General features: G+C 61.9%; 22 protein-coding genes, 1 tRNA gene and 1 other RNA gene. 7 read left to right on the top strand and 17 right to left on the bottom strand.

Going from position 1 to position 18,426, the window contains the following annotated elements:
- The first annotated feature begins 68 nt into the window (after positions 1 to 68).
- Positions 69 to 1,025 (top strand): cation diffusion facilitator family transporter, encoded by a 957-nt coding sequence (locus GV829_RS09915; protein ID WP_169946259.1) that lies wholly within the window; start codon positions 69 to 71, stop codon positions 1,023 to 1,025.
- Positions 1,026 to 1,032: 7 nt separating this feature from the next.
- On the opposite strand, the gene GV829_RS09910 is transcribed toward GV829_RS09915, so the two are convergent.
- The gene (locus GV829_RS09910; RefSeq protein ID WP_169946257.1) at positions 1,033 to 2,046 is read right to left on the bottom strand and encodes a polyprenyl synthetase family protein; all 1,014 of its coding nucleotides are present in this window, start codon (positions 2,044 to 2,046) and stop codon (positions 1,033 to 1,035) included.
- A gap of 122 nt (positions 2,047 to 2,168) precedes the next feature.
- Here GV829_RS09910 and GV829_RS09905 point away from each other — a divergent pair, with 122 nt between their 5' ends.
- The gene (locus GV829_RS09905; RefSeq protein ID WP_169948207.1) at positions 2,169 to 2,450 is read left to right on the top strand and encodes a chorismate mutase; all 282 of its coding nucleotides are present in this window, start codon (positions 2,169 to 2,171) and stop codon (positions 2,448 to 2,450) included.
- A 17-nt stretch (positions 2,451 to 2,467) separates the two neighbouring features.
- Here GV829_RS09905 and GV829_RS09900 read toward each other — a convergent pair whose 3' ends face one another.
- The 14 genes from GV829_RS09900 to GV829_RS09835 form a co-directional block, all read right to left on the bottom strand.
- The gene (locus GV829_RS09900; RefSeq protein ID WP_246202823.1) at positions 2,468 to 3,805 is read right to left on the bottom strand and encodes a sensor histidine kinase; all 1,338 of its coding nucleotides are present in this window, start codon (positions 3,803 to 3,805) and stop codon (positions 2,468 to 2,470) included.
- A 104-nt stretch (positions 3,806 to 3,909) separates the two neighbouring features.
- Positions 3,910 to 4,575, bottom strand: coding sequence for a response regulator transcription factor (locus GV829_RS09895; RefSeq protein WP_169946253.1), 666 nt, complete (start codon positions 4,573 to 4,575; stop codon positions 3,910 to 3,912).
- Between the two features lie 145 nt (positions 4,576 to 4,720).
- Positions 4,721 to 5,029 (bottom strand): hypothetical protein, encoded by a 309-nt coding sequence (locus tag GV829_RS09890; protein ID WP_169946251.1) that lies wholly within the window; start codon positions 5,027 to 5,029, stop codon positions 4,721 to 4,723.
- A gap of 299 nt (positions 5,030 to 5,328) precedes the next feature.
- A tRNA-Val gene (locus tag GV829_RS09885) sits at positions 5,329 to 5,403 on the bottom strand.
- Between the two features lie 240 nt (positions 5,404 to 5,643).
- Entirely contained in the window at positions 5,644 to 5,916 is a 273-nt protein-coding gene (locus tag GV829_RS09880; RefSeq protein WP_169946248.1) for an HU family DNA-binding protein, read from the bottom strand.
- A gap of 189 nt (positions 5,917 to 6,105) precedes the next feature.
- Entirely contained in the window at positions 6,106 to 8,508 is a 2,403-nt protein-coding gene (gene lon, locus GV829_RS09875) for an endopeptidase La (protein ID WP_169946246.1), read from the bottom strand.
- Positions 8,509 to 8,617: 109 nt separating this feature from the next.
- On the bottom strand, positions 8,618 to 8,956 hold the full coding sequence (locus GV829_RS09870; RefSeq protein ID WP_169946244.1) for a YbaB/EbfC family nucleoid-associated protein: 339 nt from the start codon (positions 8,954 to 8,956) through the stop codon (positions 8,618 to 8,620).
- Between the two features lie 2 nt (positions 8,957 to 8,958).
- Positions 8,959 to 10,722, bottom strand: a complete 1,764-nt coding sequence (locus GV829_RS09865) for a DNA polymerase III subunit gamma/tau (protein ID WP_169948205.1) — start codon at positions 10,720 to 10,722, stop codon at positions 8,959 to 8,961.
- 88 nt (positions 10,723 to 10,810) lie between these two features.
- A complete protein-coding gene (locus GV829_RS09860) occupies positions 10,811 to 11,371 on the bottom strand; it encodes a phosphatase PAP2 family protein (RefSeq protein ID WP_169946242.1) in 561 nt (186 codons plus the stop codon).
- 114 nt (positions 11,372 to 11,485) lie between these two features.
- Positions 11,486 to 11,583: signal recognition particle sRNA small type (gene ffs, locus GV829_RS09855), an RNA gene on the bottom strand.
- Between the two features lie 52 nt (positions 11,584 to 11,635).
- On the bottom strand, positions 11,636 to 11,971 hold the full coding sequence (locus GV829_RS09850; RefSeq protein ID WP_169946240.1) for a 2Fe-2S iron-sulfur cluster-binding protein: 336 nt from the start codon (positions 11,969 to 11,971) through the stop codon (positions 11,636 to 11,638).
- Positions 11,968 to 13,065: a cysteine desulfurase family protein gene (locus GV829_RS09845; RefSeq protein ID WP_169946239.1), complete on the bottom strand. Its 1,098-nt coding sequence runs from the start codon at positions 13,063 to 13,065 to the stop codon at positions 11,968 to 11,970. The genes GV829_RS09850 and GV829_RS09845 overlap by 4 nt, the downstream gene beginning before the upstream one ends.
- A 71-nt stretch (positions 13,066 to 13,136) precedes the next feature.
- Complete coding sequence (locus GV829_RS09840) at positions 13,137 to 13,613, bottom strand: RHS repeat-associated core domain-containing protein (protein ID WP_246202822.1); 477 nt, start codon at positions 13,611 to 13,613, stop codon at positions 13,137 to 13,139.
- 62 nt (positions 13,614 to 13,675) lie between these two features.
- Positions 13,676 to 14,380 (bottom strand): hypothetical protein, encoded by a 705-nt coding sequence (locus GV829_RS09835; protein WP_169946235.1) that lies wholly within the window; start codon positions 14,378 to 14,380, stop codon positions 13,676 to 13,678.
- A 281-nt stretch (positions 14,381 to 14,661) separates the two neighbouring features.
- On the opposite strand from GV829_RS09835, the gene GV829_RS09830 reads away from it, so the two are divergent.
- Positions 14,662 to 15,318 carry an alpha/beta hydrolase gene (locus GV829_RS09830; RefSeq protein ID WP_169946233.1) on the top strand — a complete coding sequence of 219 codons (657 nt, stop codon included), beginning with the start codon at positions 14,662 to 14,664 and terminating at the stop codon, positions 15,316 to 15,318.
- A gap of 55 nt (positions 15,319 to 15,373) precedes the next feature.
- Here the strand turns inward: GV829_RS09830 and GV829_RS09825 are convergent, their stop codons facing one another.
- Both GV829_RS09825 and GV829_RS14400 read right to left on the bottom strand, forming a co-directional pair.
- The gene (locus tag GV829_RS09825) at positions 15,374 to 15,583 is read right to left on the bottom strand and encodes a hypothetical protein (protein ID WP_246202821.1); all 210 of its coding nucleotides are present in this window, start codon (positions 15,581 to 15,583) and stop codon (positions 15,374 to 15,376) included.
- Between the two features lie 41 nt (positions 15,584 to 15,624).
- A complete protein-coding gene (locus GV829_RS14400) occupies positions 15,625 to 15,750 on the bottom strand; it encodes a hypothetical protein (RefSeq protein WP_281356121.1) in 126 nt (41 codons plus the stop codon).
- A 92-nt stretch (positions 15,751 to 15,842) separates the two neighbouring features.
- Between GV829_RS14400 and rpiB the strand changes: the two genes are divergently transcribed.
- From rpiB to nrdR, 4 genes are read left to right on the top strand one after another with little or no spacing between them, the layout of a single operon-like run.
- A complete protein-coding gene (rpiB, locus tag GV829_RS09820) occupies positions 15,843 to 16,280 on the top strand; it encodes a ribose 5-phosphate isomerase B (protein WP_169946231.1) in 438 nt (145 codons plus the stop codon).
- Between the two features lie 27 nt (positions 16,281 to 16,307).
- On the top strand, positions 16,308 to 17,624 hold the full coding sequence (glyA, locus tag GV829_RS09815; protein ID WP_169946229.1) for a serine hydroxymethyltransferase: 1,317 nt from the start codon (positions 16,308 to 16,310) through the stop codon (positions 17,622 to 17,624).
- 37 nt (positions 17,625 to 17,661) lie between these two features.
- On the top strand, positions 17,662 to 17,964 hold the full coding sequence (locus GV829_RS09810; RefSeq protein WP_169946227.1) for a hypothetical protein: 303 nt from the start codon (positions 17,662 to 17,664) through the stop codon (positions 17,962 to 17,964).
- Positions 17,961 to 18,422: a transcriptional regulator NrdR gene (nrdR, locus tag GV829_RS09805; protein WP_169946225.1), complete on the top strand. Its 462-nt coding sequence runs from the start codon at positions 17,961 to 17,963 to the stop codon at positions 18,420 to 18,422. Before GV829_RS09810 ends, nrdR begins: the two co-directional genes overlap by 4 nt.
- Positions 18,423 to 18,426: the final 4 nt, after the last annotated feature.

The following is an 18,426-nucleotide window of genomic DNA, read 5'->3' as shown; positions in this document are numbered from 1 at the left end:
GCAAGGGCGGGACTAGCATCACATGGGCGCTCGCTGCTACCCCTCGCTCGAATCGGTTCGGGACAGGCATGGGCAGGCATCATCACCATCACGGGCATGATCATGGCCATGCGGACACGCATGGTCTTGAACACAGCCAATCGCTCGGATCCCCCCACCATCACCATGGCCTCGGCTATGGCCGCGCCTTTGCCATCGGTATCGTCCTGAACCTCGGCTTTGTCGCGGTCGAAGCAACCTATGGCTTTATGTCGGGATCAGTGGCGCTGTTATCCGACGCTGGGCACAATCTCTCCGACGTGCTGGGCCTCGCCATTGCCTGGGCAGGTGCCAAACTGGCAACCATGCCGCCCAACAAGCGCTTTACCTGGGGCTATCGCAAATCCTCGATTCTGGCGGCGATGATCAATGCCCTGCTGCTTATGATCGCCCTGGGTGCCATTGCGTTGGAGGCTGTGCAAAGACTGGCGGACCCCCGACCAGTCGCAGGCGGTACCGTGATGATCGTTGCGGCCATCGGCATAGTCATCAATATCGCCACCGCCTTGCTGTTTGCACGGGGGCGCAAAGGCGACATCAATATACGCGGCGCCTTTCTCCACATGATAGCCGATGCGGCGGTATCCGCTGCCGTGGTCATCGCCGGCGCCCTGATCCTGTTAACCGGCCTATTGTGGATAGACCCGATGGTCAGCCTTGCCATTGCGGCGCTCATTTTCTGGCAGACTTGGGGACTTCTTCGCGAAAGCGTGACCATGTCGCTGGGCGCAGTGCCGGACCAAATTGATTATGATGCCGTGGCCGAGGCGCTGGCATGCCAGCAGGGCGTGAGCGCGGTGCATGATCTGCACATTTGGCCGACCAGCACCACCGAAACCGCGCTGACAGCGCATCTTGTTATGCCGTCAGGCCACCCGGGTGACGCTTTTCTGCACGAGCTTGCGGTTATGCTGAACAGTCGGTTTGGCGTCAGTCACACAACTGTCCAGGTGGAGACAGGCGAGCAAAACTGCTCCGGATGTTGAGACGCGTTCAGTAACCGCGAGCCACGGCAAACTCCGCTGCCTCAACCAGTGCGCTACGTGCCTGTCCAGCCGGAAACGGCGCAAGGGCATCAATAGCCCGACGGGCATAGAGGCGTGCACGCACAAGCGTGTCGGCAATGGCGTCATGCTGTTGAAGCAATGATTTGGCATGGGACAGATCATCATCACTGACCCGATGGCCCAGCATCGCATCTTCCCAGAAACGTCGCTCTTCCGTTGATCCGCGCGCATAAGCGAGGATGACAGGCAGTGTCACCTTGCCATCGCGGAAGTCATCGCCAACATCCTTGCCCATCTGGGCCGCGTCAGAGACATAATCAATCGCGTCATCTACCAACTGGAATGCAATGCCCAGATTGCGACCATAGCTGTCCAGCGCCAGTTCGACGCCCTCGTCCCGCTCGGCGACTACAGCAGCAATTCGGCAAGCTGCCGCAAAGAGCGCCGCTGTCTTCGACCCGATAATGTCGAGATATTTGTCCTCGCTCGTGCTCACCTGCCTTTGCGCGGTCAACTGGTTCACCTCACCCTCGGCAATCACCGCACTGGCATTGGAGAGGATACGCAGCACCTTGAGGCTGCCATCTTCAACCATTAACTCGAAGCTGCGACTGAACAGGAAATCGCCCACCAATACACTAGCCGGGTTACCCCAGATGATATTCGCTGTGCGCTTGCCCCGGCGAAGATCGGACCCATCAACAACATCGTCGTGCAGAAGTGTCGCGGTATGAATGAACTCGACAGCTGCCGCCAACAAGTGATGGCGCGTACCGCCATAGTCCAGCAGCCGTGCGCAAGCGAGGGTGAGCATCGGACGCATCCGTTTGCCTCCGCCAGCAATCAAATGGCCAGCAAGCTCGGGGATGAGCGGGATGTCCGATTGCATCCGCGAGAGGATGACAGAATTGACCGCCTGCATATCCTTCGACACCAGCGCCATCACCGGGTCGAGTGAGGGTTGGCGGGCATTGGGCAAAGTATGGACCGTGGCGCTCATGTCGTCTCCCTGCCGCCGCCCTTTGCAACTTGCAAACATTTTCCCGCTTGCATGGGCGCGCAAAGCCGACAATCAGCATTGCAGCAATGACAATGAAGCACGCACGGGGGATGAGCCAGGGCATGGATGACCAATTGAACCGGTTTCGCCAAAGCATCGACAATATCGACGCGGCCCTGATCTATATGCTCGCCGAGCGGTTCCGCATCACTCAGGCGGTCGGCGAGTATAAGGCAACCCATGCCCTGCCCGCCGCCGATCCTGGCCGTGAAGAGCGCCAAATCGCTCGCCTGCGCGCCCTTGCCGCAGAAGCCAATCTGGATCCGGAATTTTCCGAGAAGTTTCTGCGCTTTGTCATCGATGAGGTGATCCGTCACCATGAACGGATCAAAGGCGAAGGCTGAATCGCCGGCAGGACCGCCTAGAGCGCCGCTGGCAGGATAAGCCGCACCGCAAGCCCGCCGAGATCCTCACTCTCCTCGAGCGACACTGAGCCACCATAGATTTCAGCGACATCGCGGACGATGGCGAGGCCCAAGCCGGTGCCAGGCTTGCCCGTGTCGAGCCGCGCGCCCCGGTCGAACAGGCGCTGTCTGTCCTTTTCGGCGATGCCGGAACCGTCATCCTCTATCAGGAAGATCACCGCGCCATCGGCTTGCGAGACGGTCACAAACACGCTGCCGCCGCCATATTTCGCGGCATTTTCCATCAGGTTTCCGAGAATCTCATCCAGATCCTGCCGCTCAATTCGGACGATGATATCGCGCGGGCCATCAGCATCAAATCTGCATTCGGGATAGAGACGGCCAACCGCACGCTCAACGGCTTCAATGCTTGCCCACGCATCAGCACGCAACTGCGTCTGGCCCCGACGACCGACTGCCCGCGCCCTGGCCAGATGGTGGTCGACTTGGCGCCGCATCGTTGCTGATTCGCGAACGACCAGCTCGGGCAGATCCTCCGCGCGCGCTGTTGCTGCATTCATGATTACCGTCAGCGGTGTTTTCAGCGCATGTGCGAGATTGCCCGCGTGACGCCGCGCTTCTTCGGCCTGGCGCTCATTGTGAGCAATCAGTTCGCCCAACTCCTCCACCATCGGCCGCACCTCAACAGGCATGGATTCGTTTAGCAGGGTTCGGTCACCCTGTCGCAAGGCGGCAATACCCGCACGTATCCGGCGCAGTGGCCACAGCCCGTATATGGTTTGCAAGGCCGCCAAAATGATCAGGCCCAGTGCCAATATCGCAAAGCTGCGAACAATCGTCTTGCGCACCAACTGTAGCTGATTGTCGAGCTGCTCGCGTTTCTGAGCAACCTGAAAACGCCAAATGATCGGCGAATTTGGCAGCATCACGTCCCGTTCGGCGATCCGCAACGGTTCGCCTTCAAACTCCGGGCTGTCGCGGACGTGGACATCCTCGTCACTATGTGGCGGTCCCAGCTCCAATGACCTGTCCCACAAGGAGCGGGACGTCAGCGGCTCCTGACCGGTGCCGTTTATTTGCCAATACAGGCCCGAATAAGGTTCGACAAAGCGCTGCTCACCCAACGGTTCCAGCAGCCGAACCCTGCCATCTGGACCGACATCCGATGCACGGATCATCGCTACCAGCAGATATTCGATACCATCGTCAAAATTGGTCGTGATCGCCTGGGATATGACCCGGTCCAGCGCGACTCCTCCACCAACCAGCAGCATCAGGATCCAAGCGGCGGCAACGCCGATCATGCGTCGCCCGAGTGAGCCGGTCGAGCGCATGCGAGCACGCGCGGCCGGCTTTGCGTCAGGGCCAGCGTCCGATTTGTCGACAGCGTCAGTCACCGGCGGATGAGGCGCGTGCATCAGGAGAGCGCCGGACCGCGTCAGGCGGCCGGATCCTCCAGTTGATAGCCCAGCCCGCGGATGGTGGTGATGACGTCAGCGCCCAGCTTCTTGCGAATTCGCGTAACAAATACTTCGATCGTGTTGGAATCACGGTCGAAATCCTGATCGTAGATATGCTCGATCAGCTCGGTCCGGCTGACGACCTTGCCCTTGTGATGGAGCAGGTAAGAAAGGAGCTTATATTCCTGGGCTGTGAGCTTCACCGGATCTCCTGCCAGCGTAACCTTGCCCGAACGGGTGTCCAGACGGACATCACCCGCGGTCAATTCGCTCGACGCATTGCCCGACGAGCGGCGGATCAGCGCGCGGAGGCGAGCGATAAGCTCTTCGGTCTGGAATGGCTTGGCGAGATAATCATCGGCGCCGGCATCCAGCCCGGCGACCTTGTCCGACCAGCTATCCCGCGCTGTCAGGACGAGCACCGGAAAGTTCCTCTTTTCCTTGCGCCAGCGATCAAGCACGGTCAGGCCGTCAATCTCGGGCAGGCCGAGGTCAAGGATAACCGCATCATAGCTTTCCGACGAACCAAGGTAATGACCATCCTCACCATCCGTTGCCAGATCAATGGCGTAGCCCATGCTCTCCAGAGTCGACTTCAGCTGCCGACCCAGCGTGGGCTCGTCCTCGACGATCAGGATACGCATTGTGTCATTCTCCCATCAACTGTCGACCGGGTGGCAGGGCACCGCGCGACAGCGCCTTGCCCTCGGGGATAGCGGCTTTCCGCGGAGACGCAACCTGCACCGCGAGCCGCGATTGGGGCATCACAGATACCAGCGCTCCGCACGATCAGGGTGCGCGTCCGACAATGCGACCTGATCGCGCATCGACATGCACTACCACGACCTGGCGTCCGTCCAGAAACCGCAAGACATAGATCATGGATCGCGTCTCAAACCCGGCAACGCCGATATAATCCATCCCGTTATAGGGCGGTGTTGATTGAACCCGGGCCACAATATCCGGCAAGGGACGCGTTTGGTGTGGCTGTGGCCGATCATCCTCATCCGACGATCCGGAAGGTGGCGGAGCCCGGTTGCGTGACTGGGCCAATCCAGCTTCGGGAACAAGGATGAGACAGGCCAGCGCCACGAGCACCGCGCGCCTTCCTCTCTCTCTCCAGATCCTAAAGCTCTTCATTCGCAACTATGCTCCACTCGCCGTGCGTAACGATGATCTGCCCGTGCGACAATGCTGCGTTATGGCCCGGCCATTTAATGCGCCATGAACAATAGTGCCGGTTAGATGAAAGGCTGCGTTGGTTGCAAATCAAAGCTGCGTCGCGCAGCAAATGCATGATCTCTGACCACCAATTTTACCAGTCGCTGCTTGCCGCCAAGGCGAACCATTGACCGAATCGGGGCGTGCCAGTGCACTGGAGCCAACCACTGGAGGAATGGTGGGCGCGGCAAGGATTGAACTTGCGACCCCACCCGTGTGAAGGGTGTGCTCTACCACTGAGCTACGCGCCCGCCGGACGGAACGGATACCGTCGGGGAGCCAGTCCCCTAGTCAGTCGCCATGGGCTTGGCAAGACCCAGATGAACACGCTGCGACAGCGACTTGGCTTGGCTGATCCACGTCCATCCTTAAACCGAATTCGAAAATTCAAAAGGCGCGCGGGCAATCCCCGACGCGCCTGTACATACGCTTCCCGCAGAGACTAGGGGAATTGGTGAGCAGGCGGAACTGCGCCTGCTCACCAGAAGATATCAGTTGACCGCGTCCTTCAGACCCTTGCCAGCCTTGAACTTGGGCTGGCTCGAAGCCTTGATGGTCATGGTTTCACCGGTGCGCGGGTTGCGGCCGGTCGAAGCCTTGCGCTTGGTGACCGAGAAAGTGCCGAAACCAACAAGACGGACGTCGCCACCCTTCTTGAGTTCAGCGGTGACGGCATCGAAAACTGCGTCAACGGCCTTGGCAGCATCATTCTTCGCCAGGCCCGTCTTCTCAGCAACCGCTCCTACCAGTTCTTGCTTGTTCATGTTGTGGGATTCCCCTTGGTTGAATTGTTTATCGTGACTCACGGCAAAGCCGGGGCACAGTAAGGACGGAAATCCGCCGCTTGTAAAGTCGAAAAGCAGTAGCGAGTGCTATGGGTGTGGCCATGGAGAACACAACCGTAACGAACAGCCGGTTTACATATCCACCTGGAGACGAAACCGGCTTTCTGTTCAGTGCCTTACAGCACCCTCTCCATCCTGCCCTGGGTTCACTGGCGGAAAAGCTGCCAGTTCGTCAGCATCAGTCCATTCAATGGACGTCATGGGGCTCGAAAGCGCAAGCTGCAGCACCTGGTCCGCGTGACGCACCGGAATGATCGTGAGCACCGATTTCACGGTCTCCGGAATGTCGGCAAGATCCTTTTCATTCTCTTCGGGGATCAGCACCGTCGTGATGTTACCGCGCTGCGCGGCCAACAGCTTTTCCTTGAGGCCACCGATCGGCAGCACACGCCCGCGTAACGTCACCTCTCCGGTCATGGCCACGTCCCGTCGCACGGGAATGCCGGTCAAAGTGGAAACCATGGCCGTCACCATTCCGATACCCGCCGACGGTCCATCCTTGGGCACAGCCCCTTCGGGCAGGTGGATGTGGATGTCCTTGCGCTGAAACAGGCTCGGCTTGATGCCAAATGATGGCGCCCGCGCCTTCACGAAGCTCATGGCCGCCTGAATGGACTCATTCATCACATCGCCAAGCTTGCCGGTTGTGCGCACCATGCCCTTGCCGGGAACGGTGACAGCTTCAATGGTCAGCAACTCGCCGCCGACTTCGGTCCACGCCAGACCGGTGACAGCGCCAATCTGGTCCTCATCCTCGCCGACGCCAAAACGATATTTGCGCACACCAGCGAACTCGGCCAGATTCTCAGGCGTGATGACATAGCTTTTCGCCTTCTTTTCGAGAATGCGGCGCAGCACCTTGCGGGCAAGACGCGCAATCTCCCGTTCAAGCGTCCGCACACCAGCCTCGCGCGTGTAATAGCGGATGAGATCGCGCAGGGCCGCTTCCTCCAGCGTGAATTCGCCTTTCTTCAGGCCGTGAGCTTCAATCTGCTTGGCGATCAGGTGCCGCTTGGCAATCTCTACCTTCTCATCCTCCGTATAGCCTTCGAGCCGGATGATCTCCATGCGGTCGAGCAGTGGTTGCGGCAGGTTTAGGCTGTTCGCCGTCGTCACGAACATGATGTTCGACAGGTCGAGGTCGAGTTCAAGATAATGGTCGTTGAACTTGTTATTCTGTTCAGGGTCCAGCACCTCGAGCAGGGCTGACGCGGGATCCCCCCGGAAATCCTGACCGAGCTTGTCGATTTCGTCGAGCAGGAAAAGCGGGTTCATCGTTTCGGCCTTTTTCAGGTTCGAGACGATCTTTCCTGGCATGGAGCCGATATAGGTCCGCCGGTGCCCACGGATTTCGGCCTCGTCTCGCACGCCGCCTAGCGACTGACGGACGAACTTGCGTCCTGTCGCGCGGGCGATCGAGCGACCAAGGCTGGTCTTGCCGACGCCCGGCGGGCCGACGAGGCACAGGATCGGGCCCTTCAGCTTGCTCGTGCGCGCCTGGACTGCGAGATATTCGATGATCCGTTCCTTGACCTTCTCGAGACCATAATGGTCCTCGTCGAGGATGGCTTCAGCAGCGGCAATGTCCTTCTTGATCTTCGACGTCTTGCCCCACGGGATGCCGAGCAGCACGTCCAGATAATTGCGCACCACCGTTGCCTCGGCGGACATTGGCGCCATGCCTTTCAGCTTCTTGAGTTCGGCCAGCGCACGCGCGTTGACCTCCTTGGGCATCTTTGCCTTTTCAATCTTTGCCTGTAGTTCGGCCAGGTCGCCCTCGCCGCCCTCACCCTCGCCATCTCCACCCAACTCGCGCTGGATCGCCTTTAACTGCTCGTTGAGATAATATTCGCGCTGGGTCTTCTCCATTTGCCGCTTCACCCGGCCGCGGATGCGCTTTTCCACCTGCAAGGCGCCCAGTTCGCCTTCCATGAACGCGAGCACCATCTCCAACCGCTTGGACAGATCAGCTTCGGAGAGAATGGCCTGCTTGTCGGCAACCTTGACATTGAGGTTCGCAGCGATCGTGTCCGCCACCTGCGCGGCGCGCTCCAACTGCTCGACCTGCGCCACAGTCTCGGCCGGCAGGCGCTTGTTGAGCTTGGCATAAGCGCCGAACTGTTCAACCGTGGTCCGCATCAGCGCCTGCACATCGGTGCTGTCATCGCCACTTTCATCGACAGGCTCAACCGTGGCTTCGGTCCAGTCAGGATGCGCTTCCAGACCGGTCAGCGCAGCGCGCTGCTTGCCTTCGACCAGAACACGCACCGTCCCGTCGGGCAGCTTCAGCAACTGAAGAACCGTCGCGATGACGCCAAGGTCATACAGGTCATTCCGGTCAGGATCATCCTCGGCAGGATCGAGCTGCGCGACCAGGAAAATATCCTTGTCGCCCGCCATCGCACGCTCCAGCGCGGTAACCGACTTGTCGCGACCGACGAACAGCGGCACGACCATCTGGGGAAACACCACAATGTCGCGCAGTGGCAACAAGGGAAAAGTCTTTGTCATATCTGCTCCAGCAGGCGGATGGCATGATCGCCGTCGCCTGTAACGGGTTCCCAACCGATATGGAGAGGCCGGGCAGCGGCTTCAATGGCCGCGGAAAAAAGGCCTGCGCTCAGCCGAAGGGCAATTTGAAACCTGGCGGCAAGGGCAGTCCCTGCGACATCTTGGCCATTTCCTCGTTGCTGATCTGGTCAGCCTTGGCACGGGCATCGTTGAACGCGGCGGCAACCAGGTCCTCGACCATCTGCTTTTCGTTCGGGTTCAACAGGCTCTCGTCAATCTCGACCCTGCGGATCCGCCCCTTGGCGGTCGCATGGACCTTTACCAGCCCGCCACCGGCCAGACCTTCCACTTCCAGTGTATCCAGCTTGGCCTGGGCTTCACCCATCTGTTGCTGGATTGTCGCCGCAGCCTGTTGCGCGGCAGCCATCATTTCCTCGATCGACTTCATCCTCAGCTCCTAGCGTCTCGGGCGATGCCGCGCTCTTCGCCGCCACGGCGGATCAGTTCGGCATCCGGGAAAGTGCGGATAACAGCTGCAACCAGCGGATGGGCTCGCAGTTCCTCCTCCGCAGCGGCATTGGACGCGGCTGCCTGTTCGGCCAAAGTCGGCGCGCCATCGGCATCACTCAACTCGACAACCCAAGGGGATTGCAAAGTGGCTGTCAGCGCGCGGGCGAAATCGGCGGCATCGCCATCGGTCAATCGCGATTGGCGCGACAGCGTCAGCACGCCCGGCGTGATCGAGACGACGCGTCCCTCCCGCCGCAAGAGCGAGCCGAGCATCAGCTGACCGCTATTGCTGAGTTCACCCGCCAACCCTTCCAGCGTCCAGTTGCCCGGGTCGGGGCGCATGTCGGGGACGGGACTCACGGCCGACGCGGCGCGGGGCTGGTCAAGCGGCACGACATTATCCTGTCGCGACGGCGGCGTTGTCATCGCGGCAGCCCCGGCCCCGCCCGGAGCTGTTGGCATGCCGGGCGCGGTGCCGCTTCCGTTTCCGGCCATCACCCCGCCCTGCCCGGCCAGCAAACGCGCCAATTCGTCGGGATCAGGCAATGTAGAGGCATGAACGATGCGCAGCAGCGCCATCTCCAGCGCCTCCAGCGGGTCTCCCGCCCGCGCCACTTCCTCATGCGCCTTGAGCAGCAATTGCCACAGCCGCTGGATCCGGGCCATACCCATGGCCTGCGCCCACCGGCCCATCGCCTCTCTGTTTTCAGGGGTTTCCGCCGGGTCTTCGCCCCGCGCCACCCGGGTCAGGGCAATGCCATGCGCCAGCGCCATCAGGCCACGCACGATCGACAGCGGTTCCACGCCCCGTTCATGCTGGTCACGCACCGCGTCGATCACCGGTCCTGATTTGCCTTCAAGCAAAAGGCCGAACAGTTCCCGCGTCGCGCCACCGTCACTCAGGCCCAGCATGTCCTGCACCTGAGCAGCGGCCACCACGCCTTCGCCATCCAGGTCGGCATGGGCAATGGCCTGGTCGAGGATCGACAGGCCGTCGCGAACCGAGCCTTCGGCCGCGCGAGCGATCATCCACAGCGCGCCATCCTCCGCCTCCACCCCTTCCAGACCGCAAATGCGGCTGAAATGGCTGAACAACAGATCTGGCGTGATACGCCTGAGGTCAAAGCGTTGGCATCGTGACAGCACCGTCACCGGCACCTTGTTCACCTCGGTCGTGGCGAACAGGAATTTCACATGCGCCGGTGGTTCCTCCAGCGTCTTCAGCAGAGCGTTGAACGCGTTCTTCGACAGCATGTGGACTTCGTCGATGATGTAGATCTTGTAGCGCGCCGACACGGCGGCATAGCGCACCGCCTCGATGATCTCACGCACATCATCCACGCCGGTATGGCTGGCCGCATCCATTTCGATGACGTCGATATGCCGTCCCTCGGCAATCGCAACGCAGGGGTCGCACTGACCGCACGGATCGATCGTCGGCCCGCCCTGCCCGTCCGCGCCGATGCAGTTCAGGCCCTTGGCGATCAGCCGTGCGGTCGATGTCTTGCCGACCCCGCGCACCCCGGTCATCAGGAAAGCATGCGCCAGCCGGTCGCGCCGAATGGCGTTGGCCAGTGTCTGCACCATCGCATCCTGGCCGATCAGTTCAGAGAATTTCTGCGGCCGATATTTGCGCGCCAGCACGCGATAGGCTCCGCCCGCTGTCGCCACAGGAGCAACAGCTGGCAGGTCCATGCCCAGCATCGGCTCTTCGCCGCTCTCGGAATCAGTGTCGCTCACTTCGACAGATTAGGGGGACCGGAGCGGAATGTCCAAAGGGCAATGGCGACCATCAAAACCGCGCCGCCAGGGTCACGCCCGCACCGCTGGTATCACCCCAGGGCATTATGGCGACATTTTCTGACGGACGGGTGGTCAGCAACCGCCCCGCGACGCCGCCAATGGCCGCGCCGGCCAGCACTTCACCCCAGCGATGCTTGCGTGCCTCGACCCGGGCGACGCCAACAAAAGCGGCGGCGACATGGGCGACGATGCCCGCCGTCCGGCCCTGTCTTTCATCAATTGTGGCGGCGGCAGCAAAGGACAGCGAGGTGTGGTTGGAGGGAAAACTGCGATTGTCGCTGCCATCGGGCCGCATCGTCGGGAATGTCTGCTTCAGCCCCTCAGTCACCAAATAGGTCGCACCCAGGCTCATGCCGGCCTGACGCATGCCTTCCCAATCTTCCTCAACCACTGGCGTGCCGACAGCAGCCACGACCAGCGCGGCGCGGACGACATCACTCGCTGTAGCCCAATCATCTTCGCTTGAAGCCTGTGCCGGGGCTGCAGTCATCAGCGCACCGGCCGCACAGGCCAACAGGATGGGGCGCGCAGCGGAAAAGGCTTGGGTCATCGGCAGGTCATCCTGATGGCGTTGAGTGGCCCCTCTGGCGGGGAGATAGGGGGGACTGCACAGAGTTTCCAGCCCACCGAGCACGGCGGCTGGATAATGGGTTCACTCATGGCGTGGGGTGGGAGCCGGAACGACCCGCCGCGAATTCGTTGCGGCTGCTTCCTTCCGGACCTGACCGGGTTGGCGAAGACGGCGTCCGCCCGACTCCCGCGGCGCATATGGCGGGGGGACGGATGTTTTGCAAGGGTGGGCGCCCGGACCGGCTCAAAGCCCCTGCATATTGTTCGAGTCCGCCGGAATGCGAACGGTTATGCCATCGGGGCAATCACCCATGCGGATCTGGCACGACAGGCGGCTGGTACGACAGGCACCGGCGGCGAGATCGAGCATATCCTCCTCCGCCTCGGACGCGCGCGGCAATTTGGCGAAGTCAGCGGCATCGACGATGACATGGCAGGTGGAACAAGCCATCTGTCCCTCGCACGTGCCCTCAAGCGGCATGCCGGCTGCCTGCGCCACTTCGAGCAGGCTGATGTCAGGCGCGCCCTCCGCCTCGGTTCGGGTGGTGCCATCGGCGTGGATGAAGGTCGCGCGGATCATATATGCCCCTGCAATGCTGCGGCTGCCTTTATCGCACCCAGCCCGGCGCGCAATGTCTCTTCGCTGGTATAGCGTCCCCAGCCGAGACGGATGGAGGAGCGGGCATCGGCTTCGGACAGGCCGATGGCCCGCAGCACATGGCTGACCCGGCCCGATCCGCTGCCACAGGCGCTGCCGAGGCTGAAGGCCACCTGACGCGCGTCGGACAACAGACGTGTCGCATTGACCCCGTCCCGCCGGATGTTGAGATTGCCGCGCCAACGCTGCCCCTCCCCCGTCGCGCCGTTAATCTCCCAGCCCTGGAGCTCGTCGAGCGCGATGTCCCACAGTCGCGCGACATGCGCCGCATCGGCATCCATCCGCTCGGCCGCCAGTCGGGCCGCCGCGCCGAAACCGGCGCACAGAGCAGGAGAAACCGTGCCGGCACGCATCCCCTGTTCCTGTGCACCGCCGCGCATGAAGGGCGGCAACGCCACGCCATCACGCACCCACAGCGCGCCGATGCCCTTGGGCCCGTGGATCTTGTGCGCGGTCACCGCGATCAGATCCGGCCCCTCGGGGATGACGATGCGGCCAAAGCCCTGCACCGCATCGCACAGCATCCAGCTACCCCGCGCATGGGCGACTTCGGCAATGGCGGCGACGGGCTGGATCGTGCCGATCTCATTATTGACCAGCATGGTGGCGACAATGCCGCCCTCGGGCAGGGCATCCGCTGCCGGGACCGGCAGCAGGCCATAGGCACCGACGGGGAGCAAACTGCCGCCCAGCGCCTCGATACATTGCAATCCGGCCGCATGTTCGATCGCCGACCCGACCACGCCGCCCGGCTTCACGCGCGCGCCGCAGAACAGCGCCCAATTGATTGCCTCCGTCGCGCCGCTGGTGAAAAAGACGCGTCCCCCCGGCGGCAACAGCGCGGCGACAGCATCGCGCGCCATCTCCACCGCGACCGACGCCGCCCGCCCGGCGCGATAGGGCGAGGCCGGATTGGCAAAGCCATCCCCCTCCGCTTCCCCCACCAGCCAGGGCAACATCGCCTCGCGCACCTCTGGCGCCAGCGGAGTCGTGGCCTGATAATCGAGATAGATCATGCGTGGCTTATGCCGGGCACGCGGAGAAAAAGACAGGGGCGGCTAACGCCTTGCTGGAACTACGGTGACAGTCACCTAAACCCCCACCGTTGACCGCCGGAACTGAAGCCGGCACCAGAGACGTACCCGCCCCCGACACATCGGCCATCTTCGCCTTTCAAAATAAGTGACCCTGTGCACATCCCCATCGGATCCCGCCCATTCAGCGGATCATTCCCCACATAGGCATAGAGGTTCATCTGGTCCTGATAGCCGATGGGATCGGTCTGCAGGAACCGGCCCAGCGTGGGTGAGTAGATGCGCGCCTTGTAATGGTACATGCCAAGTTCAGGGATCCACGCCTGTCCGGTAAACTGGAACCGGCCAAGGTTGGTGGCGTCGGGCACGCCCCAATCGTCATAGCGATCGATCGCCAGCAGGGCGCCGGTGCCGTTGGTGATGCCCACGATGCTCCCCTGATGATCGGCGAACAGATGGCGGCGGCTGGTCACCGTCACCGTGGGGCCTTCATACCACAATATCGGATCATCAACACCCGCCCCGTGCACGTAACGGCCGACCAGCAAATTGCATGGCAGGGGCGATATGGGGAAGCGCAAGGGGCAAGGGCTCAAGCGGGTTGCGGCGGCGTTGCCCGTTCCCGGTCAAAGATGGCGACACTGATGGCAAAGGCGAGAATTGTCATGGCGAATTCACCCTCATCCTCGACGAAGGACAGGATATTGAGCAACGCCAGTCCATGGTCACCCCAGGAGGTAAGCAGATCGACCACCACGCCAAACAGGGCGGCGCCGGCAATGCACAGAATGATGATGAGGCCATAGATGGCCGCGGTCGCGTCTGAACGGCGCAGGGAGACGGCCATGCCCGCCAGCCAGACAAGGCCTACCGCGCCGAACACCATCGTTTCAGCCAGGTGATGGGGCGCTACCGGCAAGCCGGCGACGGGCGGGACCCATGCGCCGATGACAAAGCCCAGCCGTTCGTGGATTTCGACCGAATTATCCAGCGTCATCCACAGGAAGAGCAGCGCGCTGGTGAGGAACAGCATAGTCCGGGTACGGAGCCACAACAGCAGCATGATCACGGCCGACGCTGTCGTCAGCGAATATTCGAGGAATTCGCCAAAGGAGCGGTCTTGCGACATGAAGAACTGCACCGGCAAGGCGGCGCCGGTGGCATCGCCATAATGGGCCGCGACATCGAGCCCGACCAGCACGCAGGCATAGGGAATGATCAGCATCAGGGCATGGCGGAAGGATCGCGAAACGATCAGCTCCCGGGCAACATTGGAAACATCGGCAGGTTTGAACATGTACTGGCTTCCACAAGGAACGCCGGTCTGGTCACGTCGGCCATAGGCGCCGGAATCGTAACAAAGTGTTGACCCGGCGCCATTTTCTGCCGGACTGAGCGGGCCAACGGGCGAAGGTTGGCGGCGCCGGGGGCATAGTCGAAGCGGGCATTGCCGCTTGAGCCGGAGCCTTTATTGAGAGCGATTCGCAAAAGTTGCATAATCGCGACAGTCGCTCTATCTGGCACTCTACCTTGACCGGCCGCGATGGCCGGACTCGCCGCATCATAAAGAGAACAGCCATGCCCGACGTGATTTTTCCCGGACCCGAAGGCCGCCTTGAAGGCCGGTTCAGCCCGCCACCCCGCCCGCGTGCGCCGGTTGCGCTGATCCTGCATCCGCATCCTCAGGGTGGCGGCACGATGAATGACCGGATTACGCAGGCGCTGTACAAGACCTTTGTCCGCCGGGGTTTTGCGACGTTGCGCTTTAACTTCCGCGGGGTTGGCCGCTCTCAGGGCGTGTTCGACAATGGCATTGGCGAATTGTCCGATGCCGCCTCGGCGCTCGATTGGGTGCAGTCGATCCACCCTGAGGCGCAGACGACGTGGATCGCAGGGTTCAGCTTTGGTGCGTGGATTGGCATGCAGCTGTTGATGCGCCGTCCGGAAATCCGTGGCTTCATCTCGGTCGCGCCGCCGGCCAACATGTATGACTTCACCTTCCTCGCGCCCTGCCCTTCGTCGGGCATCATCGTCAACGGGCTGGGCGACGAGATCGTCACATCAGCATCAGTGGTGAAGCTGGTCGAGAAGCTGCGCACGCAAAAGGGCATCACCGTCCATCATGACGAGATCCCCAAGGCGAACCACTTTTTCGAACATGAGCTGGAACAGCTGATGAAGTCAGTCGACAATTATCTCGACATGCGACTGGCACCCAATTCACCGATCCGCTGAACGCGGCGTACAGAGACAAAGCAGAGGGCGCCCGGAGCAATCCCGGCGCCCTTTGTCATTTGAGCGGCGCGTTGGTGCGACTTTCGGTCACGGGCGGTAGGTCATTGGGTGTCGGCGCGACCAGCACGGCGACATTGGCGAACATGACAAGCCCGGCCACCAGCATGAGCAGCGCCTTTTTGCGGTCACCCCTGCGAAACAGGACAAAGGCGCCGCCAATAAGGGCGAAGCCAGCGAGCATCAGGACGGCGAGCAAGGTTTCCATGGCCGCCGCATAGCTCAGCGGCGATGCGGTTCAAAGCGGGATCAATGCGCCATCTGCACCGCGAGAGCGATGCCGAGGGGGATAATGGAGCCTGCGAGGCTGCGAAGCGCGTTGATGACCATTGGCCCGCTATTGCGCCAATCGGTTAACAAAGCGTAAATTCCCATGATGGTGCAGGTGCGAAACGCGCTGGCAATCCGGTGCGACCTCGCCTAGAGGCTGCCCCAAGAATCCGCCCCAGCGAAAGACGCCCTGCCCCATGCGTATCGCCATCGCTTCTGATCATGCCGCCGTCGCGCTGAAAGCCGCGCTCGCCGACTGGCTGCGTGAGGCCGGACATGCAGTCAGCGACCTGGGTCCGCATGACGAGGCCAGCGTCGATTACCCCGACTATGGCTATGCGCTGGCGACAGCGGTGGCGGATGGTGACGCGGAGCGCGGCATTGCCCTGTGCGGATCGGGCATCGGCATTTCGATCGCGGTCAATCGCAACCCCGGCTGCCGTTGTGCGCTGGTCGGCGAGCCGCTGTCGGCCAAGCTGGCACGCGAGCATAATGACGCCAATGTATTGGCGATGGGCGCGCGCCTGACCGGCATCGACATGGCCAAGGCCTGCGTCGACGCGTTTCTTTCGACCGAATTTGGTGGCGATCGCCACGCCCGCCGGGTCGGCAAGCTGAGCCAGCCTTCCCTTTGACGCCTGACCCCATGAGGAGCCCCGCCCATGTCCACCACCACGCTTGAAGCCGCTCCCGCCATCCGCTCTGCCGGATTTTTCAGCGAAGGCGTTGCCGCCACCGATACCGCCGTCGCCGATGCAATCCGCGCCGAACTGGACCGCGAGCAATATCAGATCGAACTGATTGCTTCGGAAAACATCGTCTCCAAGGCGGTGCTTGAGGCGCAAGGGTCGGTCTTCACCAACAAATATGCCGAGGGCTATCCGGGCAAGCGCTATTATCAGGGCTGCGCCCCTTCGGACACGGTCGAAACGCTGGCGATCGAGCGGGCAAAGCAGTTGTTCGGCTGCGGTTTTGCCAATGTGCAGCCGCATTCGGGCGCGCAGGCTAATGGTGCGGTGATGCTGGCGCTGGTCAAGCCGGGCGCGACGATCATGGGCATGAGCCTCGATGCCGGTGGCCACCTGACGCACGGTGCGGCCCCGGCCATGTCGGGCAAGTGGTTCAACGCCGTCCAATATGGCGTGAACCCGGAAACCCACCTTATCGACTATGACCAGGTCGAGGCGCTGGCGCGTGAGCACAAGCCGGCGCTGATCATCGCTGGCGGCTCTGCCTATCCGCGCATCATCGACTTTGCCCGGTTCCGCGCGATTGCCGATGATGTTGGCGCGCTGTTCCTCGTCGACATGGCGCACTTCTCGGGCCTCGTTGCCGCTGGCGTCCACCCATCGCCCTTCCCGCATGCCCACATCGCGACGACGACGACGCACAAGACGCTGCGCGGGCCGCGTGGCGGCATGATCCTTACCAACGACGAGACGCTGGCCAAGCGGATCAACTCGGCGGTGTTCCCCGGCCTGCAGGGCGGTCCGCTGGTCCATGTCATCGCCGCCAAGGCGGTGGCGTTCGGCGAGGCGCTGCGTCCCGAATATGTCGATTATTGCAAGGCGGTCGTCGCCAATGCGCAGGCGCTGGCGGCGCGGCTCAAGGCGCGAGGCTGCAACCTCGTGTCGGGCGGCACCGACACACACCTCGCGCTGGTCGATCTGACGCCGCTGGGCGTGACCGGCCGCGACGCCGACGAGGCGCTGGAGCGGGCCGGCATCACCTGCAACAAGAATGGCATTCCCAACGACCCGCAGCCGCCGACCAAGACCAGCGGCATCCGCGTCGGCTCACCAGCCGGCACGACGCGCGGATTCGGCATCGCCGAGTTCGAGATGATCGGTGACATGGTCGCCGATGTGCTCGACGGACTGCGCGCCAAGGGCGAGCATGGCGACCCCGAAGTCGAGGCCAATGTGCGCCAGCGGGTGCGTGCCCTATGTGAGCGCTTCCCAATCTACCCTGGTGTGTGATACAGGTAACACGGCAAGGGTTTGATTGGAGTTGATCATGTCAAAGAAAACCACCGAAAAAGCCCATAATGACGGCAGCGAGTTCGTCCGCGAATCGACCAGCCCTTCTGACGTGGCCAAGGATCTGCTCGACCAGTTTGTCGAATTTGCCGACAAGACGGTGGATGAGGTCAGCCGCGTCGGACAGGACGTGCTGAAGAATGAAAAGGCACCCAAGATCGCGGCCGGTGCAGCTATTGGCGCGGTGGCCGGGGCGGTCCTGCCGTTCATGTCGCTGCCGCTCGGGCTCATCGCCGGCGCCGGCTATGTGGCCTATCGACAGGCGCAAAAAAGCGAATGAAATGCCCCGCCTGTGGCCATGAAGACAGCCAGGTCAAGGATAGTCGCCCCACCGAGGACGGGGCGGCTATCCGCCGCAGGCGGCAATGCGAGAAGTGCGAAGCGCGCTTCACGACATTTGAGCGCATTCAGCTGCGCGAAGTTACGGTCGTCAAGACCAATGGCCAGCGCGAACCCTTTGACCGAGACAAGTTGTTGCGGTCCGTTGCGATTGCATGTCGCAAGCGGCCCATCGATACCGCTGGCATAGACCGGCTGGTATCGACCATACAGCGCGCGCTGGAAACCCAGGGCGATGCCGAGGTCTCTACGCAGGAAATCGGCGCCCGGGTAATGGAAGCCCTGAAGTCCATTGACAGCGTTGCCTACATTCGTTTTGCCAGCGTCTATCGCGACTTCGCCGAAGCCCGCGATTTCGAGGAATTTGCTGCCAGTATCCGGGATATCAGCGGAGAATGAGCGG

Origin of the sequence: Sphingomonas lacunae (assembly GCF_012979535.1) — a bacterium.
Taxonomy (GTDB): Bacteria; Pseudomonadota; Alphaproteobacteria; order Sphingomonadales; family Sphingomonadaceae; genus Sphingopyxis; species Sphingopyxis lacunae.
Note: the sequence above shows the minus strand (reverse complement) of the source record. Positions and strands in the feature narration are given on the sequence as shown.

Coding starts and splice junctions, on each gene's coding strand:
- GV829_RS09915 (WP_169946259.1), top strand. CDS start 69: ATGGGCAGGCATCATCACCATCACGGGCATGATCATGGCCATGCGGAC.
- GV829_RS09910 (WP_169946257.1), bottom strand. CDS start 2,046: ATGAGCGCCACGGTCCATACTTTGCCCAATGCCCGCCAACCCTCACTC.
- GV829_RS09905 (WP_169948207.1), top strand. CDS start 2,169: ATGGATGACCAATTGAACCGGTTTCGCCAAAGCATCGACAATATCGAC.
- GV829_RS09900 (WP_246202823.1), bottom strand. CDS start 3,805: ATGCGCTCGACCGGCTCACTCGGGCGACGCATGATCGGCGTTGCCGCC.
- GV829_RS09895 (WP_169946253.1), bottom strand. CDS start 4,575: ATGCGTATCCTGATCGTCGAGGACGAGCCCACGCTGGGTCGGCAGCTG.
- GV829_RS09880 (WP_169946248.1), bottom strand. CDS start 5,916: ATGAACAAGCAAGAACTGGTAGGAGCGGTTGCTGAGAAGACGGGCCTG.
- lon (WP_169946246.1), bottom strand. CDS start 8,508: ATGACAAAGACTTTTCCCTTGTTGCCACTGCGCGACATTGTGGTGTTT.
- GV829_RS09870 (WP_169946244.1), bottom strand. CDS start 8,956: ATGAAGTCGATCGAGGAAATGATGGCTGCCGCGCAACAGGCTGCGGCG.
- GV829_RS09865 (WP_169948205.1), bottom strand. CDS start 10,722: ATGCTGGGCATGGACCTGCCAGCTGTTGCTCCTGTGGCGACAGCGGGC.
- GV829_RS09860 (WP_169946242.1), bottom strand. CDS start 11,371: ATGACCCAAGCCTTTTCCGCTGCGCGCCCCATCCTGTTGGCCTGTGCG.
- GV829_RS09850 (WP_169946240.1), bottom strand. CDS start 11,971: ATGATCCGCGCGACCTTCATCCACGCCGATGGCACCACCCGAACCGAG.
- GV829_RS09845 (WP_169946239.1), bottom strand. CDS start 13,065: ATGATCTATCTCGATTATCAGGCCACGACTCCGCTGGCGCCAGAGGTG.
- GV829_RS09835 (WP_169946235.1), bottom strand. CDS start 14,380: ATGTTCAAACCTGCCGATGTTTCCAATGTTGCCCGGGAGCTGATCGTT.
- GV829_RS09830 (WP_169946233.1), top strand. CDS start 14,662: ATGCCCGACGTGATTTTTCCCGGACCCGAAGGCCGCCTTGAAGGCCGG.
- GV829_RS09825 (WP_246202821.1), bottom strand. CDS start 15,583: ATGGAAACCTTGCTCGCCGTCCTGATGCTCGCTGGCTTCGCCCTTATT.
- GV829_RS14400 (WP_281356121.1), bottom strand. CDS start 15,750: ATGGGAATTTACGCTTTGTTAACCGATTGGCGCAATAGCGGGCCAATG.
- rpiB (WP_169946231.1), top strand. CDS start 15,843: ATGCGTATCGCCATCGCTTCTGATCATGCCGCCGTCGCGCTGAAAGCC.
- glyA (WP_169946229.1), top strand. CDS start 16,308: ATGTCCACCACCACGCTTGAAGCCGCTCCCGCCATCCGCTCTGCCGGA.
- GV829_RS09810 (WP_169946227.1), top strand. CDS start 17,662: ATGTCAAAGAAAACCACCGAAAAAGCCCATAATGACGGCAGCGAGTTC.
- nrdR (WP_169946225.1), top strand. CDS start 17,961: ATGAAATGCCCCGCCTGTGGCCATGAAGACAGCCAGGTCAAGGATAGT.